This window comes from Aquimarina rhodophyticola (assembly GCF_042434915.1).
Classification (GTDB): domain Bacteria; phylum Bacteroidota; class Bacteroidia; order Flavobacteriales; family Flavobacteriaceae; genus Aquimarina.
Genome location: NZ_CP170198.1, coordinates 2,956,626 through 2,969,495, shown reverse-complemented (window position 1 = coordinate 2,969,495; position 12,870 = coordinate 2,956,626). Strand labels below are relative to the sequence as shown.

The following is a 12,870-nucleotide window of genomic DNA, read 5'->3' as shown; positions in this document are numbered from 1 at the left end:
TTTTCTTTTTACTTTTATAGGTTTCAAACCTAGTGAATAAACTTTTAAATGAAATTGATTGATGCATCAAAAATAAACAAATTAGTAATTAAATTAAACTATTGATTATTAAAGTGTTAAAAGTTTGGCATGTATTTTGGTTCTGAGAACACATAATTTAAAATTAAAGCTTATGAGACCATTACTATTACTTTTTGCTGGAATATCTGGCCTCTTTTTATTTAACGCATGTGTTGCCGAGGTTGTAGTTGAAGAAAATTATATCGAAGAGCCTCAACCTGTTTTCAATCTAGATCAATTTTTACAGTCTTACGAAATTTGGTATGTTAATATAGAGAAAACACGAGGTAAAGGAGAAGTGCCTTTTCTTCAAAAAGCGTTTACAGTATCTTTCAAGAATGGAACGTTTTATGCCAACAACAATCTAGTTGGTATCGGGGAGCATGGGGATGGCTTTGGGTTAGACGTAGGATTGTATGGCGCGTACCGTTCTGTAGTGCAAATTGATCATGATCTTGATGGTACGTATGAACTGGAGGTGATTCAATTATCTGGAAATGAAATTGAGCTTTACGATAGTGTTACCAATACATCATATTATCTAGAGGGGTATCAACGAAGCACATTTGATTACGAAAAAGTGTTGTATGATAATATCCACTATTTCTTACACGAATATAGTACTTGGGAAAAAGTTTTTACCAGTCAATATGGTGCATTGAACGAATTTGATGAAGAAAATTTTTTACAGTTCTTACCCTTTGGATCAGGAGACAATTTCAGAAGTTCTAAAGATGTATCAGGAACTCCACGTAATGCTATTTACTATGATTATGAAGGTTTTTATGAAGTGAATAACGTAGCAAATAACTTTTATCTCAAAACTTTAACACTTGATTACGATTACTTGGGCAATGAATTCTTTGAGTTAACCGTTATAAATGAAAGTAAAATTCAATTATATCACCCAGCATCAGGTACCGATTATCGTTTTGTAGGTAGAGGATACGTTCAGTTTAAAAATGCTGATGGAGAAGGTACATTGCAAAATGATAAGAAAAGAATGAAAAAATCCGAGTTTCTTAAAAAGAACTCTATGTTATAAAAATTTTGGTTGGTTATTTAGTTAGAAATCGCTCTGCAGACTTGTTTTGTTAGAGCGATTTCTTTTATATATAGCTATATTGTTGTAGAAATATTTTTACTTTCTATTGTGAAAAGATTAACGTAAACCTCAAAATTTTAAACTTCTTAATATTGAGAACTTGTGTAGAATACGTAATTTTATACAATCAAAATTCTATTTATGGCTATCCAAAACCCTTTCAATCTAAAACAATGGATTGATGAGAACAGAGAATCATTAAAGCCCCCTGTTGGTAACAAAAATCTTTATAAAGATGCAGGTGATTATATTGTAATGATCGTAGCTGGACCTAATGCTCGTAAGGATTATCATTATAATGAGACCGAAGAACTTTTTTATCAACTAGAAGGGAGTATTCAAGTTCACGTGCAGGATGGAGGAGTGAAAAAGACAATGGAGTTAGGTCCTGGAGATATGTACTTACATCCTGCTAGAGTGCCACATTCACCAGTACGTCATGAAAATTCTATTGGGCTAGTAATCGAACGGAAGCGTTTGGATTTAAATGCCGAAGACGGCTTGCTTTGGTTTTGCGATACTTGTAACCATAAACTTTACGAAGTTTATTTCAAATTAGAGAATATAGAGACCGATTTTTTGAAGCACTTTAAAGACTTTTATCAAAATAAAGAGCTACGTACTTGTAATAATTGTGGAACTATTATGGAAGTCGATGAGCGGTTTGTTTCACATGAATAGATTGTCAATTGATTAAATTAGGAAACTTTAAAAGATCAATTTGACAAAATAATTGTGAATTCTAGCAAGGGTAACTTAAAAGTTAGCTCAAAACCAGTCAAGTTTCCTATTTAGTATTTAAGAACTTATCTTTACATTTTATATCAAAACAGAATACTATGACAATGATAGCAACAGATTTTGGAATTCAAGATGCGTTAAAACAACTTGGTGTTTCCACTACAAATAAAGGAACTTCAACGGGAGCAGACTGGTTCTCATCAGACACAGAATTTTCATCCATCTCCCCTGTAGATGGTAAGTTGATTGCAAAGGTAAGTGCGACTTCTCAAGAGGACTACCAACGGGTTATCGATACGGCTACAATTGCTTTTAAAGAATGGAGAACAAAGCCCGCACCATTGCGAGGAGAGGTGGTTCGTCAGTTTGGAGAAGAGTTACGACGTCTTAAAGAGCCCTTAGGTAAATTGGTTTCGTACGAAATGGGGAAATCATACCAAGAAGGTTTAGGTGAAGTACAAGAGATGATAGATATTTGTGATTTTGCTGTAGGATTATCTCGACAGTTACATGGACTTACTATGCATTCTGAACGTCCTGGACACCGTATGTACGAACAATATCATCCATTAGGAATCGTAGGTATTATTTCAGCATTTAACTTTCCAGTAGCTGTATGGGCCTGGAATACAGCTTTAGCATGGATTTGTGGTGATGTATGTGTATGGAAACCTAGTGAAAAGACACCATTATGTGGTGTTGCATGTCAAAATATTATAGCCAAAGTGTTAAAGAAAAACAATTTACCAGAAGGTATTTCCTGTTTAATTAATGGAGACTATCAAGTTGGTGAATTTATGACTACAGATAAACGCGTACCGTTGATTTCTGCAACTGGATCAACGCGTATGGGTAAGATCGTGGCCGCAACCGTAGGACAGCGATTAGGTAAATCATTATTAGAATTAGGAGGTAACAATGCTATTATTGTAACCCCAGATGCAGATATAAAAATGACCGTGATCGGTGCAGTTTTTGGAGCCGTAGGTACCGCAGGTCAACGATGTACCTCTACACGACGTCTAATTATACATGAATCGATGTATGATAAAGTAAAGAATGCCGTAGTAGATGCTTATAAACAACTGCGAATAGGTAATCCCTTAGATGAATCAAATCATGTGGGACCTCTTATAGATCAAGAAGCTGTCAAAGGATACCAAGCCGCACTAAGTAACGTTGTAAAACAAGGTGGGAATATCATTGTAGAGGGCGGAGTTCTTTCTGGTGAAGGTTATGAAAGTGGTTGTTATGTGAAACCAGCCATAGCCGAAGCCGAAAATTCTTTTGAAATCGTACAGCATGAAACGTTCGCTCCCGTTTTATACTTAATAAAATACTCTGGTGAAGTAGAAAATGCAATCGAATTACAGAACGGAGTTGCCCAAGGATTGTCGTCTGCTATTATGACTAATAATCTTAGAGAAGCCGAACGCTTTTTATCTCATGCTGGATCAGATTGTGGCATTGCCAATGTAAATATAGGTACGTCTGGAGCAGAAATTGGAGGTGCATTTGGTGGAGAGAAGGAAACTGGTGGAGGTCGTGAATCTGGTTCGGATGCATGGAAAGTCTACATGCGTAGACAAACAAATACTATAAACTATACTACCGAGTTGCCCTTAGCTCAAGGGATCAAGTTTGATTTGTAAGGTGATACTATAAAAATAATACTAAGCAAGAAACCTTCAGAGTTTTTAAACTCTGAAGGTTTCTTTATTTGTTATCCGTATGCTGCTGTATGGTCAAAAAATTATTGGTTCTCTTGATAAGAATAACCATTTGATTTAAGAAATTTTTCAAAAGGCTCTAACCCCATGGATTTTCTTCGTTGATCAATATTTTTAAAGTCTTCGATAGGCCAAATTTCTTTGGTTATTTGTTTGCCAGTTATAGGTTTAGGCTGAGTACCATACCGTTGAGGTTTATTATTGAGTAACAATATTCGGTCTTCAAGCATAGCCAATTTATCTTTGCTAAGGTCACCTTTTTCAGCAGATAGTTTAATGTCATCCAAATGTTCCTCCATAAAAGTTACGTTAGAATGTTGTATAAAATAAAACATGGCTTCAACAGTTTTAATGCTAGTTTTTTCAACTTCTGGCCAACCATAATTTTTAATTACTGTGGAGACAAGTTTTTGATTTTCAATGTCATTTTGCTTTATCTCTGTAATCAGTTTTATGAATTCGGGTGTTTTTTGAAAGTCAGGTTGCTTCATTACGTCTCTAAGAGAATTTCTTAATGATTGATCCTTATCAACCGCTTTCTCCATCAAACTTGTAACACTATCATTATTTAGATCAAGCTCGTTTGTCTCTTGGCTTCTTACTGTTGCTAATGATAAAACCAACAACATAAAGATTAATTTCAGTTTTTCAAATGAATTCATTTGTATAAGTTTTAGAGTGAATGTAATGCGATTAATCAAAATAGTAGATAGGTGTAGCAAATCCCAAGCCAATTATTTTACATAAAAAATTTAGTTAGTGATAAAAGTAAGATGATTAACATTTTGAAAGCTATGGTTTTACCGCAATTAACAGTTTTAATCTAACTCATATATAGATTATACACGTGTGTATTTTATCACTAATTTATAGTCGTCTTAAGTGTATACTATTAATAATCAAATACTTATATTTTAAATTGATATTTACATACTCTAGGATCATAGATCAATGCAATAAGGTGAGTTTTATAAAATAATAACATAGTTGATAGATTTTTGTAGTTTAAACTAAATAAATCAATTAGTTTTGCATTATTCACACAAATTAACTTAAACTATGCATGTATCATTACTCTCTTCAAAGAGCAATGTTTGTGTTTTTTTATTGTTGTTAGTAGGGTATACAGCAGTAGCACAAACGTTAAAAACAAAAGCAGATCCACAGTCAACACCTCGCGGTCACCAGCTTTACAAACAGTCAAAATTATATGACAGTAATACTGGTGCAATCGAAGGTGCTCCTAGAGCAGTTGGCGATAGGGCATTGGATCGAATCGAATATGAGTTTAATAGACTTAAAGATCCAAATACGGGTCAAATCCCTTCAGAGATTAGAACATTAGAGCTCGATTTTTCAAAAAATATTCGTACTGGGGATGACTTAAAAAAATCAGCAGCTACAAAATCTTCAAAAGGTGTTCAATTTTCTTATTGGAAAAATAGAGGGCCTTATAATGTTGGAGGTAGAACACGTGCATTGGCGATCGATGCAACCAACGAAAATGTTATCCTAGCAGGAGGAGTTTCTGGGGGTTTATGGAGGTCAGAAAATTCTGGTCAGACTTGGAAAAAAGTTACTACAAGTAGACAATCGCCTAGTATTACTTGTATTGTTCAAGATCCAAGACCTGGTAAGCAACGCATTTGGTATTATGGATCTGGAGAGCGTTCCGGGAACTCGGCTAGTTCTGGTGGAGCATTCTATACGGGTACTGGAGTTTACAAATCTATTAATGGTGGTCGAACTTGGAAATTATTAAGCGCTACAGATGATGGAGATATTCGTGCAATAGCTCCTTTTGATCTTATTAACTCTATTGCTGTAAACCCAACAAACGGAGATCTATATGTTGCTACATTTAACGGGGTGTTTAGATCAAAGGATGAAGGAAATTCTTTTGAAGAGGTACTTCCAGGAGGATTTGATAGCACTACCGAGGTAGCGATAACATCTGGAGGCAAAATTTATGTAACTATTGCCTCAAATGGAATTCCAAATGCTGGCTTTTTTACATCCACAGATGGAGATACATGGGCTGCAATTACGCCACCTGAACTCGTTGGTTCTTTAGGTAGAACAGTTATGGGAATCGATCCGATGCACGAAAATTTCGTTTACTTTTTTGCACAAAATATAGCTGGAGGAACACCTGCATTTCTTTATAAATATGACGCACTTAACCAAGGAACGGAAGAAGCATGGACGGATTTAACACAGAATTTGCCTCTAACTATAGGTGGATCTGTTGGTAATTTGAACCTGCAAGGAGGCTATAATATGGTTATCAAAGTACATCCAAGTAATTGCAACTATGTTTTTGTTGGAGGAACTAATTTATATCGTTCGGAAACAGGTTTTACAACTCCAGCAGAATTACCATCGTGGATCGGTGGATATTCTCCTCTTAATAATATAAGTACTTATACAGATCAACATCCTGATCAGCATAACCTAGTATTTTATCCATCAAATCCTAATAGAGCATTATCGGGTAATGATGGAGGAGTTTTTATTACAGAAGATATTACTGCAGAAAATCCAGGGGTAGAACCCGTAGATTGGACTTCTCTTAATAATGGATACATTACGACACAACCATACGCTGTTTCATTTGATCCAGAAGCCAACTCTGACGATTTATTGGCAGGGTTTCAAGATAATGGTACGTGGTTTACATCTTCTACATCGGGTATAGAACCTTGGATAGAAGATTTTAGTGGAGATGGATCTTTTAATGCAATTGCAGATGCAGGATTAACACGTTATGTTTCTTCACAACGAGGAAATATATATAGGTTCAATTTTGATGAGGCTGGTACTTTTATTTCTTTTAGTAGAGTATTGCCAGCTGGTGCAAATAACTTAGCCTTTATTACTCCTTTTATTTTGGATCCTAATAATGATAATGTTATGTATTTACCCGATGGTAATAGAATCTGGAGAAATAACGATCTAGATGCTCTACCTTTATTTTCTAATGCGCCTGCTACAGTTAATTGGGTAGATTTGCCAAAAACAGATACTCCAGTAGGGACTACAATTACGTCGTTAGCAATTTCAAAATACCCTATCGCGAATCGTTTGTATTATGGTACAAACTCAGGTGATATTTACCGTTTGGACAATGCCAATATTGATGATCAAGAACCTGTAAATATTTCTGCTGGGAAAGGATTACCTCTCGGCTATGTTAATGATATCGATGTAGATCCTTCTAACTCAGACCGTGTAGTTGTTACTTTTTCTAACTATAGAATTCAAAGTATTTTTTTAACAGAAGATGCAGGAGATACGTGGATAAATATTAGTGGTAATTTAGAAGAAAATACAGATGGTTCTGGAAACGGACCTTCGGTACGAAGCACAGCGTTTTTTGGTAGTAGTACTGGATTTGGAGCTAGTCTTCAACGTTTATTTGCAGCCACAAGTACTGGTTTGTATTATACGAACAGAATCAATGGTGAGCGTACTCGCTGGATCAAAGAGTCTTTTGTTATAGGAAATGCCGTTGCAGATCAAGTAAAGGTGAGAAAAGACGGATTTGTGGCAGTTGCAGCACATGGTAGTGGTTTATTTAGTGCACGTTTTCCTTTGGTCGCTAATCCCTTACCAGAATCAGAACTAAGTGTTGCATATTTATTAGAGGATTTGGTTATTAGTGAAAACAGCGAACCTACTACTATTAATATTGCCGGTCTATTCGAACAGTCATCGGGAGATGCCATAACGGTTGAAGTAACTAATTCAAATCCAGAACTGGTTACGGTGCTACTTAAAGGTGATCTTTTAACGATAACATATGCTTCTGATAGCTTGGGTAAAGCTGCGATCGGGTTGATAGCTTCTTCTGGAAACGAGCAAGTATCCGAAGGTTTTACAATTAACATTACCGAGACTGCTGTATATGAGCAGATTGAACCTGCGATTTCTTCGCTGCCATCACAATTTTTTACAGATTTTGGAGGACTAGCTCAGTCTGTCGATGATTTTAATGTACCAGATGGCTATGTTTGGAATATCGAAAAAATTCTAGCCTACGGTAGTGCCAATAATGCTCCATTATTAACAAGTGCTACAGTAGTTATCTATGAGAATAACGCGGGTACTCCTGGAGAAGAAATTTATAATAGTGGTGAGCTTACACCGACATCTGAAGCTACAGATACTAATTTAACACTAGAGTTACCCGAAGCATTAAGCCTTACTACGGGATCCTATTGGCTATCTGTGTATACAAACTTATCATTTACTCCCGAAGAGACGCAATGGTTTTGGTCTTCTCAAGCTGGAGGAGTTGGTTTAGAACCGCAATTTAAGGATGATTTAAACTTATTTGGTACAGGTGCGACAGATTGGACACCTGTTTCTATTGCATTAGAAAGAGAACCTTTGGACCAAGTATTTCAAATTTTTGGTTCTGTAACATCCACCGCGTTACTACCAGAAAATAATGAAAATGCGTCAGAGACCCTCGCTGTTATTAATAGTGAAATGACACCGTTGGTATACCCTAATCCATCCTCTGATCGTTTTATTTTTAATTTTAAACCATTAAAGATAAAACGGAAAATTTCTTTAGAGATCTTTGATATTTCAGGAAGAAGTGTATTCGTTAATGATAATATTGATGCTACTAAACCTATAGAATGGAATGCAGGAGCACGTCCTGCAGGATTTTATTATGTAAAGATTAAAGGTCAATCAATCAATAGCAATTTTAAAATAATTAAAAAATAAAACCATACAAAGAGGGTTACTATCACAGTAATCCTCTTTTATTTTGATTCTATGAGAACTGTAATTTATTGTTGTTTTTTGATGTGTTTGTGGGCCTGTAAATCGCAAGAAGTTTCTAAGGAAATCAAACAACCTGTAGATACCAAATCAATGCCTCAAAAACCAAAATATAGGGGTGAAGCTCTCATCATAGATCCAAATACTATTTTGATACGTGCTAGTAATGTAAAATTAAGTTCTGATAAAACCTCTCTATGCGGGAAGACATACGATAAAAGTATTACAGTTAAAATAGAGCAGTTACAAAATATTGGTTCTTCATTAGTAAATACTCCAGCCAAAGGTCAAGTACTTATGTTAGGATTGTCCAATATATTATTAAAACAATATGAATTAAAAATATCAAATAAAAGCTCTGATTTGCTTAGTATAAAATTAAAAGAGAGACTATGTCCCGATATGACGATGACTAGGTTCGAGGTAATCTCTTTCGAATAGCACATCACTCTTTTCAAAAAACATTAATTTCTTCCTTCTTCGCTTGGGTATAACGTATATACTGGATCAGATTGCCACCATTCTTTTGTATCTACATTAATTGCGGTAATAGGGCCTTTAAAAGCAGCCCCAGTATCAACGTTCCATACATTTGCAGCGCACACAGGTGTAGTTTTGTTAATTTTGGTTACGGGTGTATGACCAATATATATTTCATTAAATAATTGCAATCGTTTAGGATAACGAACGCTTTTTGTAGAAAGATTTGGATCCAGAGCAATCGCCAATTCCCAGAGTGTACGATCCCAATAATGCATTTTTTCAAAATATTCTTGATCAGGACCGTGTTGATTTGTAAAACCAGCATGAATAAATAAACGGTTCAATGAATCTACGTAATAATTTTTAAGGTTTTTAAAAAATTCTATATGGACCGCCAATAATGAAGGTTTTACCGAAGCGTATGATTTAAGTGTTGTCTGACCACCATTAGCTAGCCATGCTTGTGTGGTCTCATTAGTTTGTAACCAATTGTAAAAAAGTTGGTCGTGATTACCTCGAATAAAAGTGCAATTATATTTCTTTTGAAGTGCTATTAAATAAGTTATCACATCAAAACTTTCGCTCCAACCATCTACAAAATCTCCAAGGAAAACCAAATGATCAGTTGATGTAAGATTAAGCTTCTTAATTAATTGATAAATAGCTCGGTAACCTCCATGAATATCACCTATAGCAAATGTTCTTTTCATATCATTTAGTTATAACTCACTTTGCGTAAAATACGTATACTCTCTTTATATAAACTGTACACCTGTTTACTATAATTTTTTAAATGAGGTTTAGCTTCTTCAAGTTTATCTTTAGCTTCTTTGAAGCCGTTAAAGTAGCATATTAAATAAGTTGCAGGCAAGTTTAGTAGATCAGATTGATCATTTTGGGACAAAAGGGTATTAGACTTTAATTTATCAATTAAAGCGGTCGTACTGTTGTATAGGTGATATAACACTTTTTTGTCAAATTGAGGGGGTTCAAATAAAAGCTCACGTTCTATATCATACTGTGCATTATCTCTAAAAACGATTCTAACCTCTTCTAATGGATAGTATTTGAAACTTTTGTGCAAGCCTAACTTAACATACTCGATAATTTTAAATTCGTCTTCAGTAATACTAATACTTACCTCATCCAATTCAGAATAGAACAGCTTAACTTGTTCATTAATTAAAGCGATATCTACTCGCGAATAGTAAGTTGTTTTCTTCGTTTGATGAGCCTTTCCAGCCCAACACACTACAAAGTACTCTTTGAAAACTTTATATTGAGGATTATAGTCGCGTCTAAACTTTAAAAAATCAAAAACACCATCCAATGTAAGCTCAATATTGTTTTGCGCGTTACTTTCAATAGCAGTTACGATTTTAGAATTTATATCTTTAATTTCAATATCAAAAACTTTGGGCATGCTAATGCTGCCTTCTCTAAAAAAAACAGTTCCTCCATAATATTTCCAGATGTTTCTTTTCAAAGCACAAAGTTTTCCTTGTTGCGATCTAATTGAAACAAGTCCCACAACTTTATCTTCTGGTAAATGCGGAAAGGGAATATTCTCGTAAGCTACAAGAGGGGGATTCTCCAAATATGCGTTAACTAAGTTTTGGATTTTGCTGTCGTCAAAAAAATCTACTCCGGTAATAGTGTTATCTTCATCCTCTACCCCAATAACCATATAAGAGGTGTTTTTTGGATTAGAATTTGCTAGGGCACAAATATGTTTTAAAAATTTGGCCTTTCCCTCACGTTCTCCAAGGCCAAGCAAGCGTTTTTTATCATAAAAACTATTTTCGTCATTATGAGCCAATAAATGTTTTACCAAAAGTCGTTTATTTATCACGCTGCAATTGTTTGGGGAATGGGTGTGTTTACATTAAACTTTATACGGATTACTCTTTATATACCGTAGTGCTGTTTGCCTGTGCTGTAGGTAGCACAATAAGATCTGAAATATTAACATGATAAGGTCGGGTGACAACAAAAGCTATGATATCTGCAATATCTTCTGGGGTCAACGGGGTAAAACCTTTGTAAACAGAAGCAGCTTTGTCCGAGTCTCCTTTAAACCTAACATCACTAAATTCTGTCTCAACTAACCCAGGATGGATCGCCCCAACTCGAATTCCTTTACCATTTAAGTCTAAAAGCATTGCTTTGTTTAATGCATCAACAGCATGTTTGGTTGCAGCATATACATTACCATTAGGATAGACCTCTTTACCCGCTATAGATCCGATATTAATAATATGACCCGAACCTTGCGTTATCATTGTAGGAAGTATTGCCTTTGATATATATAACAAACCTTTAATATTACTATCAATCATTGCATCCCAATCATCGATGCTACCAGATTGAATTGAGTCAAGTCCATGCGCATTACCCGCATTATTAATCAATATATCAATAGTTGAAAATTCTGGCGGGAGATTTTTAATAGCTTTAGACACCTCATCTTTATTACGAATATCAAAACTTAAAGTACATACTTTTACGTGTTTGTTAAGCTCATTTTCTATTTGTTTTAAGCGATCTGTACGCCGACCACAGAGTATAAGGTTTATATTTTTTTTTGCTAACTCATGAGCAGTTGCTTTACCAATTCCGCTGGTTGCACCCGTAATTAATGCTGTCTTCACAATTTAATAGTTTAAAATTAATTTAAATTTATCTACAGAAACCTATTTATCAGATGAATTGGATCTATGTTTGCAACATATGAATTATCTCATCGTCTTTTTATAAGCTATTACTATAGGTGTTTACGTTCATTTAGGTTTAAAGATACTCTATTTTAAGAGCTTATAAAAAAACCAAGACTCGTTATTTAACCTATAATTAACTAGTAACAGGAAATTATTTAAACAATTTGCAATCTTGAATCTTGAATGTTAAATTCACACTTTTAAAAAATAAAATTAATGGAAGATAATAGTGCTATCGATATTGCCTCGATAAATGAAAAAATTCAGAGGGAATCAGCGTTTGTAGATTTACTCACCATGGAAATGAATAAAGTAATAGTTGGTCAGAAGCATATGGTTGAGCGATTACTAATAGGATTGTTAGGTCAAGGTCATATTCTTTTAGAAGGTGTGCCTGGATTAGCAAAAACTCTCGCTATAAATACTTTGTCAAAAGCGGTACATGGTAGTTTTAGTAGAATCCAATTCACTCCAGATCTGTTGCCAGCCGATGTTGTGGGTACCATGATTTTTAATATGAAAGAAAACGATTTTTCAATTAAAAAAGGACCGATTTTCGCCAATTTTGTGCTAGCAGATGAGATTAATAGAGCGCCAGCAAAAGTTCAAAGTGCGCTGTTAGAAGCAATGCAAGAAAAACAAGTGACGATAGGGGATCAGACCTTTATTTTAGATAAACCCTTTTTGGTAATGGCTACGCAAAACCCAGTAGAGCAAGAAGGAACCTATCCTTTGCCAGAAGCACAGGTTGACCGTTTTATGCTTAAAACAGTGATAAAATATCCAAAACTAGAAGAGGAACAAGCAATTGTTAGAGCCAATCTTTCTGGAAGTTATGAAAAAGTAAATCCTGTAGTCTCGGTCGAACAAATTATTAGTGCACAAAAAGCTGTTCGTGAAGTATATATGGATGAAAAAATCGAAAAGTATATTCTCGATATAATTTTTGCTACCCGTTTTCCCGAAAAATATAATTTAGAAGAACTTAAACCATTAATTAATTTTGGAGCCTCTCCTCGTGGTAGTATCAACATGGCTACCGCTGCAAAATGCTATGCATTTATAAAAAGAAGAGGATATGTAATTCCAGAAGATGTAAGGGCTGTAGTACATGATGTATTGCGTCATAGAATAGGAATTACGTATGAGGCTGAAGCAGAAAACGTAACATCTGAAGATATCATTAATAAAATAGTAAATGAGATTGAAGTACCTTAGTACGTTGCGTCAATATCGT

The 12,870-nt window shown here is 34.9% G+C and carries 10 protein-coding genes; 6 read left to right on the top strand and 4 right to left on the bottom strand.

All coding sequences use genetic code 11. The annotated features are described in order from the left end of the window. The first annotated feature begins 172 nt into the window (after nt 1–172). The 3 genes from ACE939_RS12855 (at nt 173) to ACE939_RS12845 (ending at nt 3,558) form a co-directional block, all read left to right on the top strand. Nucleotides 173–1,105: a nicotinic acid mononucleotide adenyltransferase gene (locus tag ACE939_RS12855; RefSeq protein WP_378185995.1), complete on the top strand. Its 933-nt coding sequence runs from the start codon at nt 173–175 to the stop codon at nt 1,103–1,105. A gap of 201 nt (nt 1,106–1,306) precedes the next feature. Then, nucleotides 1,307–1,846: a 3-hydroxyanthranilate 3,4-dioxygenase gene (locus tag ACE939_RS12850; RefSeq protein WP_378185994.1), complete on the top strand. Its 540-nt coding sequence runs from the start codon at nt 1,307–1,309 to the stop codon at nt 1,844–1,846. Between the two features lie 158 nt (nt 1,847–2,004). Beyond that, nucleotides 2,005–3,558 (top strand): aldehyde dehydrogenase family protein, encoded by a 1,554-nt coding sequence (locus tag ACE939_RS12845; RefSeq protein WP_378185993.1) that lies wholly within the window; start codon nt 2,005–2,007, stop codon nt 3,556–3,558. Nucleotides 3,559–3,659: 101 nt separating this feature from the next. Here ACE939_RS12845 and ACE939_RS12840 read toward each other — a convergent pair whose 3' ends face one another. Continuing rightward, complete coding sequence (locus tag ACE939_RS12840) at nt 3,660–4,298, bottom strand: DUF6624 domain-containing protein (protein WP_378185992.1); 639 nt, start codon at nt 4,296–4,298, stop codon at nt 3,660–3,662. A 397-nt stretch (nt 4,299–4,695) separates the two neighbouring features. Here ACE939_RS12840 and ACE939_RS12835 point away from each other — a divergent pair, with 397 nt between their 5' ends. Together ACE939_RS12835 and ACE939_RS12830 are read left to right on the top strand one after the other, a co-directional pair. Beyond that, on the top strand, nt 4,696–8,376 hold the full coding sequence (locus ACE939_RS12835) for a T9SS type A sorting domain-containing protein (protein WP_378185991.1): 3,681 nt from the start codon (nt 4,696–4,698) through the stop codon (nt 8,374–8,376). Nucleotides 8,377–8,427: 51 nt separating this feature from the next. After that, nucleotides 8,428–8,874, top strand: coding sequence for a hypothetical protein (locus ACE939_RS12830; RefSeq protein WP_378185990.1), 447 nt, complete (start codon nt 8,428–8,430; stop codon nt 8,872–8,874). Nucleotides 8,875–8,897: 23 nt separating this feature from the next. On the opposite strand, the gene ACE939_RS12825 is transcribed toward ACE939_RS12830, so the two are convergent. Genes ACE939_RS12825 through ACE939_RS12815 form a run of 3 tightly spaced genes read right to left on the bottom strand, consistent with a single transcriptional unit; the run spans nt 8,898 to nt 11,570 of the window. Then, entirely contained in the window at nt 8,898–9,626 is a 729-nt protein-coding gene (locus tag ACE939_RS12825; RefSeq protein WP_378185989.1) for a metallophosphoesterase family protein, read from the bottom strand. Between the two features lie 5 nt (nt 9,627–9,631). Then, nucleotides 9,632–10,768: an ATP-binding protein gene (locus ACE939_RS12820; RefSeq protein ID WP_378185988.1), complete on the bottom strand. Its 1,137-nt coding sequence runs from the start codon at nt 10,766–10,768 to the stop codon at nt 9,632–9,634. A 49-nt stretch (nt 10,769–10,817) separates the two neighbouring features. Next, a complete protein-coding gene (locus ACE939_RS12815; RefSeq protein ID WP_378188448.1) occupies nt 10,818–11,570 on the bottom strand; it encodes an SDR family NAD(P)-dependent oxidoreductase in 753 nt (250 codons plus the stop codon). A 279-nt stretch (nt 11,571–11,849) separates the two neighbouring features. Between ACE939_RS12815 and ACE939_RS12810 the strand changes: the two genes are divergently transcribed. Beyond that, the gene (locus ACE939_RS12810; RefSeq protein ID WP_378185987.1) at nt 11,850–12,851 is read left to right on the top strand and encodes an AAA family ATPase; all 1,002 of its coding nucleotides are present in this window, start codon (nt 11,850–11,852) and stop codon (nt 12,849–12,851) included. Nucleotides 12,852–12,870: the final 19 nt, after the last annotated feature.